A 24,196-nucleotide genomic window follows, 5' to 3' on the forward strand; every position below is an offset into this window, starting at 1 on the left:
AGTCAAAAGCTGATCGCGGGTGGATTCGTCTCAGGAGAGGTGTTGTGAACAACGGAGCGTTTGCGTCCAAACAGCAATTCGAAAAGCTGTATGTCGACCATCACCGCTGGCTGTGCAGCCTGCTGCGGCGCAGGCTGGGCAATTCGGCGGACGCTGCGGATCTGGCCCACGATATCTATCTCAACCTCATCAAGAAGGGCTGCGTGCCTTCGATTGAAGACTCGCGCTGCCACCTGACCCAGATCGCCAAAGGCATGGTGATTGACCTGTATCGTCGCCGTCACCGCGAAGCCTGCCACCTGGAATCCCTGATGCAGCAGGCCGAACCGCTGGTGCCGTCGGAAGAGGTGCGGGCGCTGGCCACCGAGGCGCTGGTGCAAATCGATGACGCGCTGCATGCCAAACCGCCCAAGGCCCGCGAAGCACTGTTGCTGTGCAAGCTGCATGGCATGGGCCATCGGGACATCGCCGCCGAATTGAAAGTGTCGGTGTCCTCTGTCGAAAAATACATCGCGGCGGGCCTGCGGGCCTGTCATCCCTTCGCATCGGCGACCGGGCCGTGAACAATTAAATCCGCAGCGCCATTGAGGGTTTTGCCGCGTTGTTCGGAATACACGGTATGCACCGTGCAAAACGCTCAAACGCAAAGGACGCCAGGCACGCCACACGGTGGCCGGCAGTGGTTATTCAGGAGAGCTCATGAGCGTTAAAGACACACCCGTCGGTTCGGTATCCCAAGTATTACGCCCTATTCGTGGGCGGCTGATACTCGCCGCGGTACTGGCCGCTCTTGGGACCATGCTGACCATGGTGCCCCTGGCTGGCATCGCCCACATTGCGCAACTGGCCATGAGTGAAGCAGCCAGTTGGGTCCAGCTGCAAGGCCCAGTCTGGCAAGTGGTGGGTGTCAGTCTGGCCTGCCTGTTCCTCGGCATGACCTTGATTTCGCTGGGGGAGATGGTCGCCCACCTGGCCGACAATCACATCACCGGCCACCTGCGCCAAGCCATCACCCGTCGGTTGGCCAGGGTGCCGCTGGGTTGGTTCACCAGTCGTGCTTCGGGTGAGGTCAAGCAGGCGATGCAGGATGACATCGGCACCTTGCACAGCCTGACGGCGCACTTTTTCACGACCCTCGGCCGTACGCTTGGGGCCGTGATCATCGCTATCCTTTACCTGTTTGCCATGGACTGGCGCATGGCGATTGTCTCGCTGTTGCCATTCCCGCTGTTTTTCCTGTTTTTCACCCGCGCCACCAAGGCCAGTGGGGCGAACATGCAAACGTTCGGCGCGGGCATGATGCGCATCAACAATGCCGTGATCGAGTTCGTCAACGGCATTCCCGTGGTCAAGGCATTTGGCGCCGAGGGCAAGGCCCATGGCAGCTACCGGGGTGCGGTGGATGCCTTTGCTGCTGCGTTTACCGACTTCACCCGGCCACTGGTCAGTGCGATGGCCAACGCCCACGCCATGATCACGCCCGTGGCGGTACTCGGCGTGGTGCTGGCCTTCGGTACGCTGGGGGTGAGCCAGGGCTGGCTGGCCCCGGTAGACATCCTGCCGTTTGCCCTGGTTGCCCCGGGCATCTGCGCGCCGCTGTTGCTCCTGAGCTATATCACCCACGACCTGAACAACGCGACCGCCGCCGCCCAACGCGTGCAGACCCTGCTACAAACCCCTGTGCTCGAAACCCTGCCAAGCACGTCAGCACAATTGCCTGCAAACGCTGAAATTCGCGTCGAACACCTGAGCTACCACTATAACGACGAATCCCCGGTGCTCCAGGACCTGAGCTTCACCCTCAAGCCGGGCACCGTGACCGCCATTGTCGGCGCATCAGGTTCCGGCAAGTCGACCCTGGCCCGCCTGCTGCTGCGTTTTTTCGACCCTACCGAAGGGCGTATCACCTTGGGTGGTGTCGACCTGCGCCACATCGAGAGCACCCAGTTGTACCGGCGCATCGGTTTCGTGTTGCAGGAAGTACGCCTGATTCACGCCAGCCTGCGCGACAACATCGCCCTGGGCCGTCCCTCGGCCAGCCAGCAGGAAATCGAGGCCGCCGCGCGTATCGCGAACATCCACGAACGCATCCTGGACCTGCCACGGGGCTATGACTCGGTGATCGGTGAAGATGTACAGCTCTCCGGCGGTGAGTTGCAGCGCGTCAGCATCGCCCGCGCCGTGTTGCTCGACCCACCCGTGTTGGTACTGGATGAAGCCACGGCGGCAGCCGATGCCGAGAATGAGGTGAAGCTGCAACAAGCGCTGTCGCGATTCGCCCAGGGTCGCACCCTCATGGTGATCGCTCACCGGCTCGACACGGTGATGCACGCCGACCAGATCATCCTGATCGACAACGGCATCCTCTGCGAGCAAGGCACCCACGCCGAGTTGCTCGCACGCAAAGGCCGCTACGCCAGGCTGTGGGCGTTGGGCGGTTATGAACAAGCCAAGGAACAGGCGGTGTCGTCATGCTGAAAACCTTTATTCAACTGCTCGGCGAAGACGCTTCGGTCCTGCGCCGCTATCTGGCGATGGCCCTGGTCTATGGCCTGCTCTGCGGGGTGACGATTGTCATGCTGGTGCCGATCCTCACCCACCTGTTGGGTGGTGATACCTACGCCGCCGCGCAATGGCTGATCGCGCTGGTCATTGGTGTGGTTGCGTGCTGGGCGCTGCGGCGCAGCGTGGAAAAAGCCGGCATCCGCGTTGGCATCGCCGTGCTCCAGCGCGGCCGTCACCGCCTTGGCGACCATGTGGCGCAGTTGCCCGTAGGCTGGTTCAGCGCGCAAAACACGGCGCGGCTCAGCCATCTGGCGACCTCGGGCATGATGGAACTGGCGCAGTTGCCCGCACACGTGTTCACGCCACTGTTGACCGGTGTGGTTACGCCGGTGGTGATTCTTATCGCGCTGTTCACCCTGCACTGGCAAATGGGACTGGTTGCCCTGGCGACCCTGCCGGTGCTGCTGGGCGTGTTCGTGTTGACTGCACGGTTGGGGCAGCGAGCCGACCACGACTTCCAGCACAACGCCGCTCTGACCAGCCAGCGGATGGTCGAGTTCGCCCAGGCGCAGTCGGTATTGCGTGCCTTCAATGGCGAGGACGGCGGTACACAGTTCCTCGAACAGGCCATCGGTCGCCAGCAGCAGGCTGCCAAGCATCTGATCCACGTATCGGCGATGTCAGTGGTGTTCAATGCGTGGGCGGTGCAGGCCGGTTTTGCTGCGCTGCTGGTGGCTGCCACTCTGTGGCTGGGCGACCTGCTGGGCGCCGGTCTGGAAGTGGGCTCGGTCATCGCCGTGATGATTACGCTATTGCTGGTCAGCCGCTTCATCGACCCGCTGCTGGAAGTGGCCGGCTACAGCGAAGTGCTGCGCGGTGCCCGTGGCCAGTTGGGCGCCGTGCGCGAGATTTTTGCAGTCAAGCCACTGCCACAGCCACAGGCACCCGAGGCGCCTCTCGATAGCTCCGTCGAGCTGTGCAACGTCAGCTTCGCTTATGCAGAGGGCCAGCCCGACGTGCTGCGCGATGTCAGCCTGCGCATCGAACCGGGCAGTATGACCGCACTGGTGGGCGCTTCCGGCTCGGGCAAGACCACATTGGTGCGCTTGATCGCACGCTTCTTCGATGTGACCCAAGGCCGCGTGATCGTCGGCGGCGTGGATGTGCGCCAGATGTCCGGTGAGCAACTGGCCGGCCAGATCAGCCAGATCTTCCAGGATGCCTACCTGTTCCAGGGCAGCATTGCCGACAACATTCGTATAGGCAAGCCAGCGGCCAGCGATGCCGACGTGATGGAAGCGGCGCGACAAGCCGGCGTTCTGGAAATCATCGAGCGACTGCCCCAAGGCCTGGACACGCCGGTGGGCGAGGGCGGGGCACGGTTGTCCGGTGGCGAACGCCAACGGATCTCCATCGCCCGTGCGCTGATCAAGGATGCACCGATACTGCTCGTCGACGAAGCCACCGCCGCCCTCGATGCCGAGAACCAGGCCGCCATCGCCGAAGCGCTGGCACGGCTGCGTGGCAAACGTACGCTGATCGTTATCGCGCACCAGCTTTCGACCGTGGTCATGGCCGACCAGATCCTGGTGCTGGATCAAGGCCAGCTCAGCGAACAAGGTTCCCATGCCGAATTGAGCGCCAAGCCTGGGCTGTATGCCCACTTTCTCGCACAGCGCAGGGCGGCAAAAGGCTGGCGGATTGCGGGTGAGGACGCTTCTTGAGTCGTGCAGCGTTAGCCGTCCTGTTTGTAGTGCTGTGCGGCCTGTCGCTGACGGTGGGGGTCAAACAGGTGTCGTGGGTCGAGCTGCTGAGCTTTTCCGATGATGCCTGGCTGACCTTCACCGCCAGCCGGCTGCCACGCCTGGCCGCTCTGATCCTCACCGGGGTCGGGTTGGCCGTGTGCGGGGTGATCCTGCAGCAGATCGTGCGTAACCGCTTCGTCGAGCCCGGTACTTCCGGTGGGTTGGATGCCGCCAAGCTGGGCATCCTGATTTCCCTGACGGTAGCTCCGGGAGCCGGTGCCGCCGGTAGAATGCTGTTCGCCTTGGCCTTTTGCTTTGCCGCCAGCCTGATCTATGTCGCGATCATCCGGCGCATCCAGTTCAAGAACACCGTGATGGTGCCGGTGATCGGCTTGATGTACGGCAGCGTGCTGAGCGCCATTGCCGAGTTCTACGCCTACCGCCACAACATCCTGCAGAGCATGCAGGGTTGGATGCTCGGCGATTTCTCGAAGATCGTGCAGGGCAATTACGAGATCATCTACCTGATCCTGCCCATTGTCGTGCTGACCTACCTGTATGCCCATCGTTTCACCGTACTGGGCATGGGCGAGGGTATGGCCAGCAGCCTGGGCCTGAACTACGCCGCCAACGCGGCGCTGGGCTTGATGTTGGTGGCCGTCACCGTCTCCGCCACGGTGATTACCGTGGGCGCGATTCCTTTCGTCGGGTTGGTGATTCCCAATCTAGTGGCCCTGCACTACGGTGAAAACCTGGAGCGCACGCTGCCCATCGTCGCCCTGTGCGGTGCCTCGTTGCTGTTGGCCTGCGACATCCTCGGCCGCCTGCTGATCTACCCCTTCGAAGTGCCGATCGGTCTGACTGCCGGCTGCATTGGCGGTGTGGTGTTCCTGGTGCTGCTGATCCGGAAGTACACATGAGACACATGGCTACCCGTTATGGCCTTTGGCTGCTGGTCCTGTTGCTGGCCCTTGGGTTCCTGTTGCTGGGCTCGGGCCTGGATTTCGATTACGTCATTCCCAAGCGGCTTACCCGCCTGGCCGCAATGGGCATTGCCGGCGTGTGCATTGCGTATTCGTCGGTGATTTTCCAGACCATCGCCGGCAACCGCATCCTCACGCCAGCCATGATGGGCTATGAGGCGATCTACCTGTTGTTCCAGGCGTTGCTGATTCTGGTGCTGGGCACCCAGAGCCTGGTGCTGCTGGGGCGTGACGGCAACGTGCTGTTATCGGTGCTGTTGATGCTCGGCTATTCGTGGCTCATCCATCGTTGGCTGTTCCGCGACGGCAGTCACAACGTGTACCTGCTGTTGCTGCTGGGGTTGGTGTTGAGCATGGTGATGGGCACCTTCACCCAATTCATCCAGTTGAAGATCAGCCCCGGGGAGTTCTCGATTTTCCAGGGATTCAACTACGCCTCTTTCAACAAAGCGCAACCGGGGCAGGTGATCTATTCGGGCGTATTGGTGGCGGTGGTGTGTTTGATCGCCCAGCGCACGTTGCCGGTGCTCGATGTCCTGGCCCTGGGACGTGACCAAGCGATTTCCCTGGGGGTCGACTACCCACGCAGCGTGCGCCTGCAACTGGCACTGATCGCCATTCTGGTGGCGGTATCCACCAGCCTGGTGGGGCCGACCGCGTTCATGGGCGTGTTCGTCGCCAACATCGCCTATGCCCTGGCCCGCACCACGCGGCACCGGGTCACCTTGCCCCTAGGCTGTGCGATTGCTATTGGCATTTTCATCATCGCTCAGTATCTGGTGGAGCAATGGTTCAACTACAACACCTCGGTGAGCATTCTCATCAACCTGGTGTGCGGTGTGTATTTCCTCGCGCTGATGATCCGAACCCGAGGCACGGCATGATCTCTCTCCAACACGTATACAAAACCTATGGCGCCAAGCATGTGCTGAGTGACGTCAGCGTGCAGTTCCCACCGGGGCAAGTGACCTCATTGATCGGCCCCAACGGGGCGGGCAAATCCACCTTATTGATGTTGATCGCCCGTCTGTTGACGCCTACCCGTGGCGACGTACTGATGGGCGGCCGCAGCATCGCCGACGTACCGGTACGCGACTATGCCAAGCGCGTCGCCACCTTGCGTCAGTCGCCGGATTTCAACCTGCGCCTGACCGTCGAAGAGCTGGTGGCCTTCGGGCGTTTCCCCTACAGCCGAGGCGCGCTCACCACCCAGGACCGGGTGGTGATCGACGAGGCCATCGAGTTCCTTTCACTGCAACCGCTGCGCCTTTGCTACATCGACGAGCTCAGCGGCGGGCAGCGGCAGATGGCGTTCCTGGCAATGACCATCGCCCAGCAAACCGATTACCTGCTGCTGGATGAGCCGCTCAATAACCTCGACATGAAACACGGTGTTCAAATCATGCGCGCCTTGCGCCGCTTGTGTGATGAGCAAGGTCGCACGGTGATCCTGGTGGTGCATGACATCAACTTCGCGGCCAATTATTCCGACCATATCGTGGCGATGAAAGGCGGCGCCATCCACCGTCACGGCCCAGTCGACCAGGTAGTGACTGAGGCCAACCTGCGCGAGCTGTTCGACTTGGATTTCGAGATTCTGCACAGCCAACAAGGCTTCGTTTGCAACTACTTCAACCCATCACCTTCAAGGGAACTGACATGAGCACTGATCACACGAACAGATTGCGCGCGCTGCTGCTGACGATGGCCGTGGCGGCCGGGTTGCAGGGGTGTGACAAACCGGCGCCAGAGGCCAAGGCCCCGGTTGCGGCGCAGGCGGCCTATGCGCCGATCACCATCGAGCATCCGCTGGGCACCACCGTGGTCACTCAGTTGCCCCAGCGTGTAGTGGCCTTCGACATGAGCGAGCTCGACACCCTGGATCAACTCGGTGCCCCGGTGGTCGGCATCGCCAAGGACTACGTCACCAGCTTCCTCACTCGCTACCGTGACGACACGAATGTCGCGGATGTGGGATCGACCATCCAGCCCAACCTGGAACGCCTGCATGCGCTCAAGCCCGACCTGATCCTGATCTCTCCGCTCCAGGCCCAGAGCTATAAGGAACTCAGCCAGATCGCTCCAACCGTGTACGACGACGTGGACCTGACCAACAAAAAAGGCAATCTCATCGAGACCGCCAAGGCCCATTTGACCCTGCTGGGGCGCATCCTCGACAAGCCGGAACTCGCCCGCCAGAAAGTCGCGGAAATGGATGCCAAGGTCGAGCAGACCCGCCAAGTCACTGCCGGTCGCCCCGAGAAGGCCTTGATCGTGCTGCATAACAACGGTGCCTTCACCTCTTACGGCGTGAAATCGCGCTACGGTTTTGTGTTCGATACCCTGGGCGTTAAACCGGCCAGCACCGACATCGAGGCCGGCTTGCATGGTCAGCCGATTTCCAATGAGTTCATTCAGCAGGCCGACCCGGACATTCTGTACGTCATCGACCGTACGGCAGTGATGGAGCACCGCCCGGCCCTCGACCTCAAGAGCCTGGACAACCCACTGTTGCGCAAGACCAAGGCATGGAACAACGGCCGGGTGATCTTCGTCGACGCCCAGACCTGGTACCTGTGCACGGCCAGTGTGACCTGCCTTAACCGCATGGCGGACGAGGTGGTCGAAGGCTACAAAGGCTGATCCAGACACGCGTTCGTGGTACCCAAAGCCGCTGCCATTCAGGTTGCGGCTTTTTATTGTGAATATTTATCATTTAGATTGAGGGTTTGTGGTTCTGGTACGGAAATCTAGTGAATGCACTTCAATACTTCGCATCGAAAGGAATCCAGCATGTCGGAACACGGCCGCCCAACTCGCGCCCACCCTGATTTATCCCAGGCCACACCGCGTACTTTCCCGTTTACCTTGAACCGCACGTACTCCGCCGTGCAGATCGCCTTGCTGCTCGGTTTGAGCGGCGGCTCGCTGGCAGTGTCGGCGGCGCCTGAACCGGAGCCGGCCACCCAGGTCCGGGCCGAAGCGGAAAAGAACAGCCTGGTGCTGTCGGAAACCACCATCGAGGGCGAGCGGCTCGCCACAGATGACCTGCCACCTGCGTATGCGGGTGGGCAGGTCGCCACGGGCGGTCGTATCGGGCTGCTGGGCAACAAGGACTTCATGGAAACACCGTTCAACGCCATCAGCTACACCGATGAATTCGTGCGCAACCACCAGGCCAAGGACATCGGCTCGGTGATCGGTGCCACTGACCCGTCGGTCAACGTGCCGTCCAAGCGGGCCATCCTCGAAACCTTCTTCATCCGGGGCTTCAACACCAGCGCCAACGACATCACCTTCAACGGCCTGGCCGGCATGGCGCCGAACCTGCGCGGTTCGACCGAACTGGCCGAACGCATCGAAGTGCTCAAGGGGCCGTCTGCGCTGCTCAACGGCATGCCGCCCGATGGCAGCGTCGCCGGTAGCATCAACATGGTGCCCAAGCGCGCCGCCGACGAACCGCTGACGCGGATCACCACCAGTTACGAATCCAACGGTCTGTACGGCGCCCACGCTGACGTGGGTCGACGTTTTGGCGAGCAGAACCAGTTCGGTATTCGCTACAACGGCGTGTACCGCGATGGCGATACCAACGTGGACGACCAGCAGCAAAAGATGCAACTCAACGCCCTGGGCCTGGACTGGCGCACTGAGCGCGTACGCCTGTCCCTGGACGCTTACAAGCAGCGCGAGCGCCTGGATGGCGCCAACTATTTCGGCATTTTCGGCATCTCACCGACGGTCAATAAAGTGCCCAGCCCGAAGAAGGGCAACAACTCCCTGGCGCCGGACTGGGCCTATACCATCAACGACACCGAAACCGTGTTGATCCGTGGTGAGGCCGACCTGAATGACTCGCTCACCGCCTTTGCCGCCTATGGCCAGCGCGACGGTGGCCGCAATGCCCTGATGACCCGTGACACGCTGATCAACAACGCAGGGGACATCAACGTGCTGGCTTATCGCTCGGACGGGCAGGGCACGCAGAAATCCGGTGAAGCCGGCCTCAAGGGCACTTTCGACACAGGCCCGGTAGGCCACGCCTGGTCCTTGGCAGCCACCCAGTACAAATCGGAGATGAGCTACAAGGACTTGATGATCCCCAACTATGTGGTCACCAACTACGACAACATCGACTTCGGCCCAACACCGCCTCTGGGCAAATACGGCGCCGTCACCTCCCGCAGCGAAGCCAAGCTGAGAAGCTTTGCGTTCCTCGACACGCTGTCGTTCCTCGATGGCCGCGTGCAATGGACCGTTGGCTGGCGCAACCAGACCGTGGAAAGCGCCAGCCTGACGCCGGCTCGGGTCAAGACGTCCCGTTACAGCGACAGCAAGGTGTCGCCGGCGACGGCGTTGCTGGTCAAGGTCACCGACGATGTTTCGCTCTATGCCAACTACATCGAAGGTTTGTCCCAAGGGGGCACGGCACCCACCAGCGCCGCCAACTCGGGGGAAATCCTCAGCCCTTACCAGACCAAGCAGTATGAGGTCGGCGCCAAGTTCGACCTGGGCACCTTCGCCACTACGCTGGCCGTGTTCCAGATTGAAAAACCGAGCGCCTACACCGACCCCGTCACCAATATTTACGCCACCAACGGCGAGCAGCGTAACCGTGGCGTGGAATGGAGTTTCTTCGGTGAAGCCCAACCCGGCCTGCGCCTGATGGGCGGCGCGTCCTATACCCAGGCTGAGCTGACCAAGGCGTTGGTCAAATCCAACGAAGGCAACCAAGTGACCGGCGTACCGAAGATCATCGCCAAACTGGGCGTCGAATACGACCTGGAGATGGTGCCGGGGCTAACCCTGACCGCCAACACCAACTACGTTGGCAGCCGCTACGTCACCGACGACCATCGTATGGAACTGCCGTCCTACACTGTGTTTGATGTGGGCGGCCGTTACACCACCAAGGTCATGTCCAAGCCAGTGACCTTGCGCGCCAATGTCGAGAACATAGCTAACCGCGCTTACTGGATCGGTTCGTACAACGGTGGCGACGGCAGCGGATTGTCCGGTGGCCTGGGTACGCCACGTACGCTACAACTGTCGGCCTCGGTGGATTTCTGACTACGGGCCAACAGGCGGGGGAGCGCTCTCCCGCCTGATCGCTTAGAGCGACATTCGCCGCGATCTACCGCTCAGTGGCACTACGCTAAATGATGGCAGGCAAAAATGATCAGATGAACAGCCCGCCAGACGGCCCCTAAAGACTCTCAGGATCGCCAAAAAACATCTGAATCCGCGAACGTAACCAGCGTTCCCCAGGGTCGTTGTCCTGGGCGCCGCGCCAGGCCATGTGCAGTTCGAAGCTTTGCACGTCCAGCGGTGGATCTTCGGCGCGCACGCCGCCAGCCGCGGTGAGGGCTTCGGCGGTGTAGTCGGGGACAGTGGCGATGATGTCGGTGCCCGCCAGTAGGGTGCTCAGGCCATTGAACTGCGGTACGGCCAGCACTACGTGGCGCTTGCGGCCCATTTTTTCCAGTTCGGTGTCGATAAACCCGCTCAGGTCACCGGCGAATGACACCAGGGCATGGGGTCGCTCGCAGAAGTCGTCCAGGCTCAGTGCGCCGGGCATGGTGTCGGCGCGCAGCAGTTTGGGTCTGCTGCGGCGCAATACCTTGCGTTTGGCGTTGGCGGGCAGATCGCTGGTGTAGCTTACTCCCACCGAGATTTCACCGGAGGCCAGCAGCGGGGGCATCAGGATGTAGTTGACCCGCCGCACCACCAGAACGATACCTGGCGCTTCAGCACGCAAACGCTTGAGCAGCAGGGGCAGCAGGGCGAACTCGACATCGTCCGACAAGCCGATCCGAAACACCGAGGTACTGGTTGCCGGGTTGAACTCGGAAGCACGGCTGACTGCCGTTGAAATCGAATCCAGGGCAGGCGACAGCAGGGCGAAAATCTCGATCGCCCGGGCTGTGGGTTCCATACTGCGACCGGTACGTACGAAAAGCGGGTCGTCGAACAAGTTGCGCAGGCGTGACAGTGCTGCGCTGATGGCCGGCTGCCCGAGAAAAAGCTTCTCGGCGGCGCGGGTCACACTGCGCTCATGCATCAAGGTTTCAAAGACGATCAGCAAATTCAGATCGACGCGACGCAAGTCGTTACGGTTCATCAGGCAGGCTTCGCTGGGGGGCAACAGGTAGTGAAGTAACGGATCTTACTGGCAAAATTGATTTTTCGTCACTCGGTAGATTTTCTTTCTTGCTGACGGATGGTTGGCTTCTCATCTGTTTACTGCGGTTTCGTTGGCTTTTATCGACCACTCTGGCTTCCAATCTGTCGGCGGATCAATGTCAGGCATGTCGACTATTAATGCTGTCTGTTAGTCTTGCGCACAAAGCCCGGATAAAGTCCTGTGGTATTAGCGATTAATTAGGCGAGGTTTGTAATGTCGCGCACGATCCGTTTTCACAAGTTTGGCCCGGCCGAGGTGCTCAAGTGCGAAGAGCACGAAGTCGCCGCGCCTGCGCCTGGCGAAGTGCAGGTCCGTGTCCAGGCTATTGGCATCAGTTGGTATGACGTGCTGTGGCGCCAGAACCTGGCTCCCAGCCAGGCTCGTTTGCCTGCCGGTATCGGCCATGAAATGGCAGGTATTGTTACCGCCGTCGGTGCGGGTGTGGATGACCTGGCGATTGGTGACAAGGTCGCCAGCTTTCCCGGTCAAAGTGCCAACGATTACCCAACGTACGGCGAGCTGATCCTGATGCCGCGCTCCACGCTGACCCGCTACCCGGATGTGTTGTCTGCGGTTGAAGCCAGCGTGCATTACACCCCTCTGCTGATTGCCTACTTTGCGTACGTCGATCTGGCACAGGTCAAGCCTGGGCAAGCAGTGTTGATTACCGATGCCAGCCATTGTGCCGGGCCATCGTTTGTACAGTTGGGCAAAGCCCTGGGCCTGAAGGTGATTGCCGCGACCAAGGATGCAGCCGAGCGCGAATGCCTGCTGAGCCTGGGTGCCGATCATGTGATCGTCACCGAAGAGCAAGACCTGCTGATGCAGGTCAACAAGATCACCGACAACAAAGGCGTGGACGTTGTGCTGGATGGCCTGGGCGGTCCGCAAATGTCGGTGCTGGGTGATGTGCTGGCGCCCCGTGGCAGCCTGGTTCTGTATGGTTTGCAAGGCGGCAATCAAACGCGCTTCCCGGGTTGTGCGTGCTTCCAGAAGAACATCAAGTTTTTTGTGCATTGCATCGGCAATTTCACCGGCAAGCCGGAGTTGGGCATTAGCCAGGACGAAGAGGCCATGAAGCGCGCCCTGCGTGATATCAACCAGTTGACCGCTGACCGGGTGCTGACGCCACTGGAGATCAAGGTTTTCCCTTTTGAAGCCTATGTCGAAGCGCATCGCTACATGGATGACTGCCCGTGTCGTGGGCGAGTCGCGTTGCAACTGACCACGGCCTGAAGCCTGGCGGGTAACCGCCGTAATTGCTCAAGCGATAAACACGCCCTGGAACATAATGTTCCGGGGCGTGTTTTTTTGTGCTCGCTGAAAGACTTTTTGCTGCCCCGTATTTACGAAATACATGTGTGAATTAATACACCTCAACGGAAGATCAATATTTTTTTATGAATTCATAAAAATGTAATTCAAAACGTTATGTATTTTTTTGAATGTATTTTTGTAGGCGTATTCCTGTGCGTACGTACGCCAGGTCTGTTATGGGTCAAAGAGTTGAGGTAAGTGTGGGCGCGTCTAATCGGGCTGCTGATAATGCGGAAGTCGATCTGGAGGAATAATCCATGAACAACTTTCATGAGCAAGCCATGTGTTTTGTCTATCAGCAAGTATTGCAGCGCCTACTTGGGTTTTTCAGCCGCCCCGAGCGCATTGCATTGCAGTTGTTGATTCAACGTTTATTGGTCGCGGCAGGAGGCGTGGAGCATATAGGGCGCTATCGGGTAATGGTTGTTCATGAAGGCGGCAAGGAGTGTGCTTATACATTGGCATTTTTGCGCGCCGCCCAGCTCAGTATTGCGGGGCGTTCGCCGCATACATTCATATTGCGCATTGCAATATTGCGCCAGCCGCGAATGACGGCCAATGTGATGGAGCGTATCCAGGCCCAATGCAGCGAGTTGTTTATTTATGACGATAGCCGTGTGGAGCTGCTGCTGGTGGATGAGCAGGGCACTGCGCAATTGCATAAGCAGGTTGCGTTTGAAAGCCTCTCGTCGGTCATGGACCGAACGCAGGTACTGATGTCGGGCCATCTGACCCAGGGTGATGCAAGGGCCACATTCTTTTATGCCGATCTGTTGGCGCGGGCCAAGTTGTACCGGCGTGCCTGCGAGTGGGGGGTCAAGGTTGACGCGTTGATTGACCGTCGCCCTCCCGCCCACCTTGGGCAATATGTGCTGTGGATCCAACAGGTAGCTAGGCAGCACGGGCATGCGCCCTATGGCGAGCACCGCGAAGATTTTGAAGGTGCGGTCAAGTTGTGTAGCAAACTGGATGACGACTATAAACAGCAGTTGCAGCTGACGACGGTGCCCAGCCGTGAAATCTCGGCCGTGGAAACGGATAATGATATAAATGTGATCAATGTATTTGATTGTCTCTGCCATGAAGTGGATGTTTTGCACTCTCAGGTGCTGATGTTTATTGAGGGGCCGTGGAATATAAAGACCCTGGATATTGAAGAGCCTCAAACCGCCGTAGTGTTGTTGGCCGCTCATGTGCACGGATTACGGGGAGCCTATCAACATGGAGTTGAATACAGCGTCGGAGTGGATGCTTTTTTGCGCCGCGCTTCGATTGAAAACAAATGCAATGAGCGATTTAAAGGGCAGCTGATAAAGCACTTGGGAACGGTGTTTAATACACCTAAAAGGATAAGCAAGTTGCACGGCGCTGCAACCCGGTATTTGCGTGAGTTGCACGGTGTCAGCGATGAGCAACTGGGCTGTTTGATATGTTCGCCCTTTGTGAATCAGGCGCGTGGCCTTGAACCTTTCCTGCAGAGTTGCTACCCCGAGAAGCTGCAGTTCATTCACCGGTTTCGGCAGGTGTTGATAGACCACAATGCAGCATCCCAGGCTGATGTGAGTTGGCTGGAGTCCGTGAGCGGGCTGTCTCTGGCATCGCTGCAGGCGCTGTATCACATGCAAAAAATCGACTCCAGGCCAGGTAACTCTTTGATTGCCACCCTATGGGCCCACGATCCGAACAACAAGCCCTGGTGTGCAGCACCAGCAGGCCAGGTTTAGCCATATGAGCGCGCAGAAGGGTACCCGCGACGCAAACCGCTCATCCAATAGGATTTGCCAGACCACGGAGCAAACTGCTATCTGTACGCATATCCAGTATCCAAAGCCAGTGGTTTGTTCTGCCAGTGATTTCCAATCCCCTTGAAGACCCGTTTTATTACCTTAAAAACTTCCAGCATGTGCTCGACTGGATTGCAGCCCGTTATGACGACGTATTAAGTGTCGACGAGCAGCGGTTTATCCAAGGTTTTGCTTTGCTGCCTGGTCCCTCGCAAGCGTTGTGGGTACGCATGGTGATGCGCAAGGGGGAGCACTTCAGGGCCAGCAAGCTCAATTACCCGGAAATCGGCGATACACCGCAGGCGGCAGCTCCCTTGCTGGCCTTGGGGTGGCTGGACGATCAGGCACCGCTGGCCCTGGCCGAGGTGTTCGAGGTGCTGCAAAAGCCTGAAATCATGGCCCGGTTCAGCGCAGATATTGCCCGGCCCAAGGCCAAAAAATCGGACTGGCTCGATGAACTTGCCGCCACTTTCACCCAGCGTCAGAGCCTGGCCCAATGGCATCCCGCCCTGGCGGAGCCGCTTTACACGCTCAACCACCGGGCGCTATGCGATCGTCTGCGGCTGATGTTCTTTGGCAACCTTAGCCAGAGCTGGTCAGATCTGGTGTTGGCAGACCTGGGCCTGTTTACCTACGAGAAGGTCGACTTCTGCCGTGAGTCCCGGGCGTTGCGTTGTCGCGCCGATATTGAGGGTTACTTGCACCTTTATGCCTGTCGCGAGCAATTTGAAGGCAGTGGCGATGTAGACGCTGTATTACAACAGGTACTCGACTACCAGGCGGATAACCGCTGGCTGCAGCGCCGTCGCGGGCGCTTGCTGTTTCAGTTGGGTCAGCATCTGGAGCGGGCAGGGGACTTGACCCGGGTGTTGCAGGTCTACCAACAAAGCCAGCACCCCGAAGCCCGTCAGCGCAGCATTCGCGTGCTTGAGCGTCAGCAACAATACCAATCGGCGTTGTCTCTGGCTGAGGCCGCCCAAAAAGCGCCACTTACCGACGCCGAAGATCAGCACCTGCTGCGGATCATCCCGCGCCTACGGCGCAAGCTAGGGCTGCCAGCGCTTGCGGTGGCCAAGCCGAAAGCTCCCGAGCGGCTTGACTTGAGCCTGCCACGGGACGACGCCAGTTGCGTCGAGCTAATGGTTGTAGCGCATTTGCAGGCCCCCGAAGCGCCAGTGCATTACGTGGAAAATACCCTGATCAACGGGTTGTTCGGTCTGCTGTGCTGGCCCGCTATTTTTGCGCCGCTGCCGGGAGCGTTTTTCCACCCGTACCAGAGTGGCCCGGCGGACTTGCTTGAGGACGACTTCTATCAGCAGCGTGCCGCGCTGTTTGAAGATTGCCTGGCGCAATTGGATGACGAGCGTTACCTGGCGACCATCCGTGGGGCGTATACCGCCAAGTTCGGTGTGCAATCGTCCTTTGTCGCTTGGGGCTACTTGAGCGAAGACCTGCTCGAAGAAGCGCTGCTGTGCCTGCCGCCCGAGCACCTGAAGCTGTGGTTTCGGCGCCTGCTGCTGGATATCAAGGCCAATCGAACCGGTATGCCTGACCTGATCCAGTTTGACCCGGTGCAAAAAACCTACCGCATGATTGAGGTCAAGGGGCCAGGTGACCGCCTGCAAGACAACCAGTTGCGCTGGCTGGCCTTTTGCGAGGCGCATCAAATGCCGGTGACCGTGTGCTACGTGCAATGGCAGGAGCCGCAGGAGTGAGCTATCGCGTTGCAGTGCGTGCCTTGTGCGAGTTCACGGCCAAGGTTGGTGATCTGGATTTGCGTTTCACCCCGTCGCCCACGGCGCAACAGGGGATCGCCGGGCACCGCACGGTAGCGTCGCGGCGCAGTGCGCAGTATCAGGCGGAGCTGTGCCTTGAAGGTCAATACCAGGCATTGACCGTGCGCGGTAGGGCAGACGGTTATGATCCCGACGCAAATGTGCTGGAAGAAGTGAAAACCTATCGTGGTGATTTCACCGCGATACCGGCCAATCACCGCCAATTGCATTGGGCACAGGCCCGTGTCTATGGCTGGTTGCTGTGCCAAAGCCTGCAATTGGCGCAGGTCAATCTGGCGCTGGTGTACTTCGATATTGTCAGCGAAAAGGAAACCCGCCTTCAGGAAACCTGGTCGGCTGCGGATTTGCAGCAGTTCTTCGAGCAGCAATGCGGGTTGTTTCTGGCCTGGGCCGAGCAGGAAATGGCCCATCGTCAGGCCCGCGATGCCGCCGCCCGTGCCTTGGCCTTTCCCCATGCGCAGTTTCGTACCGGGCAGCGAGCATTAGCCGAGGCGGTGTACAAGACTGCCAGCACCGGGCGCTGCCTGATGGCCCAGGCACCCACCGGGATTGGTAAAACCATCGGCACCCTGTTTCCGTTGCTCAAGGCCATGCCCGGTCAGCAGCTTGATAAATTGTTGTTCCTGACCGCCAAGACCCCGGGGCGCAAGCTGGCGCTCGATGCCGCGCAGGTGCTCTATCCCGAGGGGGTGGCTGCACCGTTACGGGTGCTGGAGCTGGTAGCGCGGGACAAGGCCTGCGAGTACCCCGAAAACGCTTGTAATGGCGACTCCTGCCCGTTGGCCAGAGGCTTTTATGATCGCTTGCCTGCTGCGCGCCAAGCGGCGGTCGCCCAGTCGGCCCTTGACCAGCAGACCTTGCGCAACGTCGCTCTGGCCCATGAGGTGTGCCCGTACTACTTGAGCCAGGAAATGGCGCGCTGGGCGGACCTGGTGATTGCTGATTACAACTACTACTTCGACTTCAGTGCGTTGCTTTATGGTCTGGCCCAGGCCAACCAGTGGCGGGTCGCGACCCTGGTGGACGAAGCCCACAACCTGGTAGAGCGGGCGCGTCAGATGTACAGCGCAAGCCTGGACCAGCAAACCCTCAACAGCGTGCGTCATTCGGCCCCGGCGCCGCTGGAAAAACCCTTCAAGCGCCTTAATCGCGAATGGAATGCCCTGCACAAGGAGCAAGTCGGGCCGTATCAGGTTCACCCGCAATTGCCGGCCAAATGGCTGAGTGCCTTGTCGGCGTGCATCACCGCTATCGGTGACTACCTCAACGATCACCCCCAAGGGCTGAGCGGCAATCTGCAAGGGTTTTACTTTGAAGCCCTGCAGTTCAACCGGGTGGCAGAGCTGTTCGACGGGCATTTTCTGTTTGACGTCAGTTTGCGCGAAGACGGCAAGCGTCGCTTGTCGCAGCTCAACCTGCGCAATGTGGTGCCCGCCGGGTTTATCGGCCCGCGACTCAAGAGCGCGCAGAGCAATGTGCTGTTCTCGGCCACCCTGAGCCCGCAAATCTATTACGCCAACCTGTTGGGCTTGCCGTCAGACACGGTGTGGATGGATGTCGAGTCGCCGTTCCAGGCGGAGCAACTTAGTGTGCATCTGGTCAACCGGATCTCGACCCGGTTTGTGCACCGCCAGGCCTCGCTGGAACCGATTGTCGAGTTGATCGCTCGCCAGTTCGAGCAGAGCCCGGGCAACTATCTGGCGTTTTTCAGCAGCTTCGACTACCTGCAACAGGTCGCCGAGCTGCTCGCCGAACGCCATCCTCAGGTTACCCAGTGGCTGCAGGCGCGGCGCATGGATGAAGCTGCGCGCCAGGGTTTTCTCGATCAATTCACGATGTCGAGCCAAGGCATCGGTTTTGCGGTACTGGGCGGGGCATTCGGCGAAGGTATCGACTTGCCCGGAGCACGCTTGATCGGTGCCTTTGTTGCCACCTTGGGGCTGGCCCAACTGAACCCGGTCAACGAGCAGATCAAACAGCGCATGGCGGCATTGTTTGGCGCCGGTTATGACTACACCTACCTGTACCCCGGTGTGCAGAAAGTAGTGCAGGCCGCCGGGCGGGTGATCCGCACCCAGAGTGATCAGGGCACGCTGTTCCTGATTGATGACCGCTTTGCCGAGCCCAAGGTGCAGCAACTGTTGCCGCGCTGGTGGCAATTGGGCTGATGGCCCAGGGTATGGCAGACTGCTCTACCCGTGGCGCATGAGGCGCCTTTTTTATCCTGGAGTTCACCCCAATGAGCATCAAACGTTTCGGTACCGGCGCCGTGGGCGCAGGCGGTCAGCCTTTGCCTTTCGCTCGTGCAGTAGAAGCCGATGGCTGGTTGCACGTATCCGGCCAGGTTGCCATGGAAAACGGTGAAATCATTAACGGAGGGATTGTCGAGCAAACCCACAAAACCATGCAGAACCTCATCGCTATCCTCGAAGAAGCCGGTTATGGCCTTGAGGATGTGGTCCGCGCTGGCGTATGGCTGCAAGACCCTCGCGACTTCTGGAGCTTCAATAAAGTGTTCGCCGCGTATTTCAAAAGCGAACATGCCCCGGCCCGCGCCTGTGTGCAGGCAATGATGATGGTCGACTGCAAGGTCGAGATCGACTGTATCGCCTATAAGGCCAAACGCTGAAACCCGAGGACTTGAATGTGTCGAACCCACAGGTACTCAAAGGCGCAGCTAACCCCGCCGACCATTTGGTGCGTGACGTAAGCCTGCCCGCGCTGGTGATCCACCGTGACGCGCTGGAGCACAATATTGGCTGGATGCAGGATTTCGTTACCCGCAGTGGTGCGGTACTGGCCCCACACGGCAAAACCAGCATGGCCCCGGCGCTGTTTCGTCGCCAGCTGGAGCAGGGCGCCTGGGGCCTGACCCTGGCCACGGCAGTGCAAACCTGCACCGCCTATGCCGCCGGGGTACGGCGAGTACTGATGGCCAACCAACTGGTGGGCCGGGCTAACATGGCACTGATTGCCGATTTGCAGGCAGACCCGGCATTCGAATTTCACTGCATGGTCGATCACCCTGACAACGTGGCGGCCCTGGGTGCTTATTTTGCCGAGCGCGGCCAGCGCTTGAACGTGATGATCGAATACGGCGTGGTAGGTGGGCGTTGTGGCTGCCGCAGCGAACAGGAAGTGATGGCCCTGGCGGCTGCGATCAAGGCCCAACCAGCGTTGGCCCTGACCGGCATCGAAGGTTATGAAGGGGTAATTCACGGCGAACAGGCGGTCAGCGGGATTCGCCAGTTTGCTGCTTCGTTGGTGCGTCTGGCCCTGCAACTGCAGAGGGACGGCGCATTTGCATTGGACAAGCCGATCATTACTGCGTCGGGCTCGGCCTGGTATGACCTGATTGCCGAGGGCTTCGAGGCCGAGGCGGCCAGCGGGCGTTTTCTCAGTGTGTTGCGCCCTGGCAGTTATGTGGTCCACGACCACGGCATCTACAAGGATGCGCAGTGCTGTGTGCTGGAGCGTCGCAGTGATCTGCACGAGGGGTTGCGCCCGGCGCTGGAGGTTTGGGCCCACGTACAGTCGTTGCCTGAACCCGGTTTTGCGGTGATTGCGCTGGGCAAGCGTGACGTGGCCTTTGATGCGGGCCTGCCGCTGCCGCTAAAACGTTATCGAGAAGGTGTGTTGCCGGCAGTGGGTGAGGACATCAGCGGCTGCAAGGTCACGGCGGTAATGGATCAACATGCCTTTATGTCGATTGCTGCGGGTACGCAGCTGCGTGTAGGCGACATCATCAGCTTTGGCACCTCGCATCCTTGCCTGACCTTCGACAAGTGGCGCACGGGGTGCCTGGTGGATGAGCAGTTCACTGTGATCGAGAGCTTTGCAATCGAGTTCTGATTTACGGCTGGGCGCATAACCTGTGGGAGCGAGCCTGCTCGCGATGGCATCAGCGCGGTTTGCTTGACAGATCACCGCCTGCATCGCGAGCAGGCTCGCTCCCACAATGACCCCTGCAAAGTTTGAGTTTTGTGGGTGCTGCCAAATCTGATCCAGACAAGTCAATGATGGGAGCGGTTGTGTTTCAGTCCCGGTAAAACACCTGCACCAGGTGATAGCCGAACTTGCTCTTGACCGGGCCATGCACCACTCGCAGCGGCTTTTTAAAGATTATCTGGTCGATAATGCCGACCATCTGCCCCGGCCGCACTTCCCCCAGATCACCGCCACGTTTGCCCGACGGGCAGGTGGAGAATTTTTTCGCCAGCACATCGAAGGCTTCGCCCTTGGCGATGCGTTGCTTGAGCGATTCGGCTTCTTCGGCGGTTTTCACCAGAATATGGCGGGCTTGAGCTTTCATGGGATCTTTACCTTGGAACTGTGGGGCATAGTGCGCGGGCGCGGATTATGCCTGAGTTTTCCCCGGGAGGCAGTGATAGCGCGGCAGGTACAGGCACACGCGGGTGCCACATCCGCTCTTGCTGTTGATACTGACATGCCCGCCCGACTGCTGGGCAAATCCGTAAATCATCGATAACCCGAGCCCCGTACCCAGGCCAACCGGCTTGGTGGTGAAGAAGGGATCAAAGGCCTTGGCAAGAATTTGCGGGGTCATGCCGGAGCCGTTGTCACGGACCTCGAGCATCACGTAGTCGCCTGAACTGACCGATTCCAGGGTGCCGAGATCGCTGGCATCGAGATACTGGTTGGCCGTTTTGACCACCAGGGTTCCACCGTCGGGCATCGCGTCACGGGCGTTGATCATCAGATTGAGCAGGGCACTTTCGAGCTGGCCGGTGTCGGTGTTGACCGGCCAGATGTTCTGGCCCAGTTCGAGGATCAGGTCGATATGGGGGCCTTTGGTGCTGCTGAACAGCGTTTGCAGCGACCTGACCAGCTGGTTTGGGTCCAGCGGTTTGCGGTCCAGTGACTGGCGGCGGGAGAACGTCAGCAGGCGGTTGGTCAACGCGGCGGCACGCTGGGCGGAATTCACCGCAGTATCGGCAAAACGCTGTACTTCATCAATGCGGCCAGCAGCAATGTAGCGCTTCATCAAATCCAGGCTGGTGATAATCCCGGTCAGCATATTATTGAAATCATGGGCGATACCGCCGGTCAACTGGCCCACAGCTTCCATTTTTTGCGCATGCCGCAGGGCCTCTTCCGCCCGCTCGCGTTCCTGCATCTCGCGTTGCAACTGCTGGTTGGCCTCAGCCAGTTCCCGGGTGCGTTCGGCTACACGCTCCTCAAGGGTTTCGTTCAGCTCAAGCAAGGCTTGTCGGGTGGCGTTGGCCTGCAAGCGTTGGCGCCGTCTTGAACTCTTGATTGCCATGGTAGGTCCTGAGAGCGAATCTCGAAATATGCCTATTTAATGCTCGATCCAGGCTAAAGCCCATTAAGCATGCTGCAAGGCTCTATCTTGCCCGTGCGACTAAGGTCCAATGAGGCGCGGGCTAAGCCTTTCGTACAATTGCGCCCCTTTTTTGGGTTGAACAATCGCACGGATCCGCAGTGTGTCTTCGATCGATTTTATCTTGCCAATGTTTGGCGCTGGAGCTTGTACATGGTTCATCCTTTTTCATTGTTGGCGCAGAGCCGGGTAACACACTTGGGCGCGCTGGCAGTGTGTGCCGGTTTTGCTGCGCAGTCACAGGCCGCCGGTTTTTTTGAAGACAGCAGCGCCAAACTGGAAGCGCGTACGGTGTACTTCAATCGCGACTTTCGCGATGGCAGCAGCTCAAACCCCCAAGGCGCCTCCAAGCGCGATGAAACGGCGCAAGGGTTTATCCTCAACCTGCAATCGGGCTATACCGAAGGTACCGTCGGGTTTGGCCTTGATGCATTGGGCATGCTGGGTCTGAAACTGGACTCCAGCCCGGCTGACAGTAACAGCGGCCTATTGCCTTCGACCGGCAGCGATCCGCGTCGTTCCAAGGATCAATACGCGAAATTCGGTTTGACCGCCAAGATGCGCGTGTCGCAAACCGTGCTCAAGTACGGCGCGCTGCTGCCCGACCTGCCGTTGCTCAAGTACAACGATGGACGCTTGCTGCCGAACATGTTCAATGGCGCCATGCTGGTGTCCCAGGAAATCAAGGATCTGAAGTTCATGGCTTCGCGCCTTGATCGCTATACGGCTCGTGATTCTACCGACTCCCAGGACTTGCGTCTGAACTGCAAGAACAAGCGCTATGCCTGCAATATCACCGCCGATCATTTCACTATGTACGGGCTGGACTACAAGGTTAACGAGCGTCTGACCGCGCAGTATCACTACGCTGAACTGCAAGACATCTACCGTCAGCAATTTATCGGTTTGCTGGCCAGCCAGCCGGTTGGTCCGGGTGTGCTCTCAGCCGATGTACGTGTGCTTAAAAGTGATGACGCAGGTTCGGCCAAGGCTTCAACCATCGATAACCGGGCGCTTGGCGCCATGCTCGGTTACTCGCTGGGCGGGCATAAAGTCAGCGCGGGCTGGCAGCGCATGAACGGCGAGACGTCGATGCCGTACCTGGATGGCAGCAACCCGTATCTGGTCAACTATTTGCAGGTCAATGACTTTGCCAATGCCCAGGAGCGCTCCTGGCAATTGCGTTACGACTATGACTTCAAGGCCATTGGCATTGACGGTTTGTCGTTCCTGACCCGCTATGTGAATGGCGATCACATCAAAGTGGTTGGCAGCAGCGAAGAAGGCAAAGAGTGGGAGCGTGACAGCGAGCTTAAATACATCGTGCAGAGCGGCACGTTCAAGGATGTCAGCCTGCGCTTGCGTAATGCGACCTACCGCACCAACTACAGCCAGTTCGCCCGCGACGTGGACGAAACCCGACTGATCGTCAGCTATAACCTGTCAATCCTGTAGATACTCTGTTCCAGATCAAGCCCCAGTGGGAGCGAGCCTGCTCGCGAATGATTTTCGCGAGCAGGCTCGCTCCCACGCTTGAAGTATCTATGTAGCCGCTGAGGAGCTACGGGTTGTGGGGGGGGTTACAGCTGCGTGCGATATGGCAGGTCCGGGCCGGTTTTGCTGCAGGTGAGGGCAGCGGCGCGTGTGGCGAAGTCGAGCAGGGCGTCCAGTTGTGACGCACTCAGCTGTTGCAACCCTTCGATGGAGTCCAGCTCATGCTCCGTCAACCAGGCAATTACTGCGGCTTGAAAGGTATCGCCAGCACCCACGGTGTCCGCGACTTTTACCTTGCTAGCGAGGACTGTGCGCTGGCCATGCTCGCGGCTGAACACACTGGCGCCCTGGCTGCCACGGGTCAGAAATACCAGTTGGCAACGATGGCCCAGCCATGAGCGGGCAATCTGCTGCGGGTCTTGCCCCGGATACAGCAGTTCAAGGTCTTCATCGCTGACTTTGATCACGTCGGCATAGGGGATCAGTTCACTGATCCGTTGGCGCCACACTTCAATATTCGGCTCAGGGTTGAGGCGCACATTGGGGTCGAGGCTGATCAGGCGGCGTCCACTTTCACGCTTGACCAGTTCCAGCAAGGTGTCGGCAATCGGTTGCACCACCAGCGAAAAAGACCCCACATGCAGCCCCCGCACTTCAGCGCCCAACAGCGGCAAATGCCGCGAATGCAATTGCCGGTCGGCGCAGCCTTCGCCGCGAAAGCTGTAGGCGGGCGAGCCGTTGGCATCCAGTGCGACCATGGCCAGGGTGGTTGGCGCTTCCATTTCCAGCAAGTAGCGATCACTCACGCCTTCGTCCAGCAACACTTGCTTCAAACGTTGGCCCAGGTAGTCAGTCGACAGCCCGGCAAACAGCGCCGTCTCGATCCCCAGGCGACGCAAGCCAACGGCTACGTTGAACGGCGAGCCTCCGGCAATTGCCTTGAACTCCACTTTATTGGCTTGCGCGCCGGTGTCCGCTTGCGCGAAAAAATCAAACAGTGCTTCGCCGCATATCACATACATATTT

Annotated in this window: 18 protein-coding genes and 1 pseudogene; 15 read left to right on the forward strand and 4 right to left on the reverse strand. The window is 59.4% G+C overall.

The genetic code is table 11. The features are described from left to right. Positions 1-44 precede the first annotated feature (44 nt). The 8 genes from U5A05_RS11730 to U5A05_RS11765 all read left to right on the forward strand — a co-directional run bounded on the left by U5A05_RS11730 (position 45) and on the right by U5A05_RS11765 (position 10,303). Positions 45-563, forward strand: a complete 519-nt coding sequence (locus tag U5A05_RS11730; protein WP_321836454.1) for a sigma-70 family RNA polymerase sigma factor — start codon at positions 45-47, stop codon at positions 561-563. Positions 564-699: 136 nt separating this feature from the next. Further along, complete coding sequence (locus tag U5A05_RS11735) at positions 700-2,478, forward strand: ABC transporter ATP-binding protein (protein WP_321836455.1); 1,779 nt, start codon at positions 700-702, stop codon at positions 2,476-2,478. Beyond that, the gene (locus tag U5A05_RS11740) at positions 2,472-4,229 is read left to right on the forward strand and encodes an ABC transporter ATP-binding protein (protein ID WP_321836456.1); all 1,758 of its coding nucleotides are present in this window, start codon (positions 2,472-2,474) and stop codon (positions 4,227-4,229) included. The genes U5A05_RS11735 and U5A05_RS11740 overlap by 7 nt, the downstream gene beginning before the upstream one ends. Continuing rightward, complete coding sequence (locus tag U5A05_RS11745) at positions 4,226-5,170, forward strand: ABC transporter permease (protein ID WP_261742229.1); 945 nt, start codon at positions 4,226-4,228, stop codon at positions 5,168-5,170. Before U5A05_RS11740 ends, U5A05_RS11745 begins: the two co-directional genes overlap by 4 nt. Beyond that, complete coding sequence (locus U5A05_RS11750) at positions 5,167-6,117, forward strand: iron chelate uptake ABC transporter family permease subunit (RefSeq protein ID WP_321836457.1); 951 nt, start codon at positions 5,167-5,169, stop codon at positions 6,115-6,117. The genes U5A05_RS11745 and U5A05_RS11750 overlap by 4 nt, the downstream gene beginning before the upstream one ends. Beyond that, complete coding sequence (locus U5A05_RS11755) at positions 6,114-6,896, forward strand: iron ABC transporter ATP-binding protein (RefSeq protein ID WP_261742231.1); 783 nt, start codon at positions 6,114-6,116, stop codon at positions 6,894-6,896. The genes U5A05_RS11750 and U5A05_RS11755 overlap by 4 nt, the downstream gene beginning before the upstream one ends. Next, positions 6,893-7,876, forward strand: a complete 984-nt coding sequence (locus U5A05_RS11760; RefSeq protein ID WP_261742232.1) for a siderophore ABC transporter substrate-binding protein — start codon at positions 6,893-6,895, stop codon at positions 7,874-7,876. The genes U5A05_RS11755 and U5A05_RS11760 overlap by 4 nt, the downstream gene beginning before the upstream one ends. 150 nt (positions 7,877-8,026) lie before the next feature. Then, on the forward strand, positions 8,027-10,303 hold the full coding sequence (locus U5A05_RS11765) for a TonB-dependent receptor (RefSeq protein WP_321836458.1): 2,277 nt from the start codon (positions 8,027-8,029) through the stop codon (positions 10,301-10,303). Between the two features lie 136 nt (positions 10,304-10,439). On the opposite strand, the gene U5A05_RS11770 is transcribed toward U5A05_RS11765, so the two are convergent. Next, positions 10,440-11,354: a LysR family transcriptional regulator gene (locus tag U5A05_RS11770; protein ID WP_257622947.1), complete on the reverse strand. Its 915-nt coding sequence runs from the start codon at positions 11,352-11,354 to the stop codon at positions 10,440-10,442. Between the two features lie 276 nt (positions 11,355-11,630). On the opposite strand from U5A05_RS11770, the gene U5A05_RS11775 reads away from it, so the two are divergent. The 6 genes from U5A05_RS11775 to U5A05_RS11800 all read left to right on the forward strand — a co-directional run bounded on the left by U5A05_RS11775 (position 11,631) and on the right by U5A05_RS11800 (position 20,166). Then, a complete protein-coding gene (locus U5A05_RS11775) occupies positions 11,631-12,653 on the forward strand; it encodes a zinc-dependent alcohol dehydrogenase family protein (protein ID WP_261742234.1) in 1,023 nt (340 codons plus the stop codon). Between the two features lie 431 nt (positions 12,654-13,084). Further along, a complete protein-coding gene (locus U5A05_RS11780) occupies positions 13,085-14,458 on the forward strand; it encodes a hypothetical protein (RefSeq protein ID WP_321836459.1) in 1,374 nt (457 codons plus the stop codon). 125 nt (positions 14,459-14,583) lie between these two features. After that, complete coding sequence (locus U5A05_RS11785; RefSeq protein ID WP_321836460.1) at positions 14,584-16,233, forward strand: VRR-NUC domain-containing protein; 1,650 nt, start codon at positions 14,584-14,586, stop codon at positions 16,231-16,233. Next, a complete protein-coding gene (locus tag U5A05_RS11790; RefSeq protein WP_321836461.1) occupies positions 16,230-18,482 on the forward strand; it encodes an ATP-dependent DNA helicase in 2,253 nt (750 codons plus the stop codon). Before U5A05_RS11785 ends, U5A05_RS11790 begins: the two co-directional genes overlap by 4 nt. A 71-nt stretch (positions 18,483-18,553) precedes the next feature. Beyond that, entirely contained in the window at positions 18,554-18,943 is a 390-nt protein-coding gene (locus tag U5A05_RS11795) for a RidA family protein (RefSeq protein ID WP_261742240.1), read from the forward strand. 11 nt (positions 18,944-18,954) lie between these two features. Beyond that, positions 18,955-20,166: an amino acid deaminase gene (locus U5A05_RS11800; RefSeq protein WP_321836462.1), complete on the forward strand. Its 1,212-nt coding sequence runs from the start codon at positions 18,955-18,957 to the stop codon at positions 20,164-20,166. A gap of 184 nt (positions 20,167-20,350) precedes the next feature. On the opposite strand, the gene U5A05_RS11805 is transcribed toward U5A05_RS11800, so the two are convergent. Together U5A05_RS11805 and U5A05_RS11810 are read right to left on the reverse strand one after the other, a co-directional pair. Then, on the reverse strand, positions 20,351-20,626 hold the full coding sequence (locus U5A05_RS11805) for a peptidylprolyl isomerase (RefSeq protein ID WP_083369510.1): 276 nt from the start codon (positions 20,624-20,626) through the stop codon (positions 20,351-20,353). Positions 20,627-20,698: 72 nt separating this feature from the next. Continuing rightward, positions 20,699-21,550, reverse strand: a pseudogene (locus U5A05_RS11810) (sensor histidine kinase); the annotation flags it as partial. A gap of 279 nt (positions 21,551-21,829) precedes the next feature. Here U5A05_RS11810 and U5A05_RS11815 point away from each other — a divergent pair. Further along, a complete protein-coding gene (locus tag U5A05_RS11815; protein WP_321836463.1) occupies positions 21,830-23,131 on the forward strand; it encodes an OprD family porin in 1,302 nt (433 codons plus the stop codon). A gap of 125 nt (positions 23,132-23,256) precedes the next feature. Here U5A05_RS11815 and U5A05_RS11820 read toward each other — a convergent pair whose 3' ends face one another. Further along, entirely contained in the window at positions 23,257-24,192 is a 936-nt protein-coding gene (locus U5A05_RS11820) for a carbohydrate kinase family protein (RefSeq protein WP_321836464.1), read from the reverse strand. Positions 24,193-24,196 lie beyond the last annotated feature (4 nt).

The sequence above is a fragment of the Pseudomonas kulmbachensis genome, from assembly GCF_963681935.1.
Taxonomy (GTDB): domain Bacteria; phylum Pseudomonadota; class Gammaproteobacteria; order Pseudomonadales; family Pseudomonadaceae; genus Aquipseudomonas; species Aquipseudomonas kulmbachensis.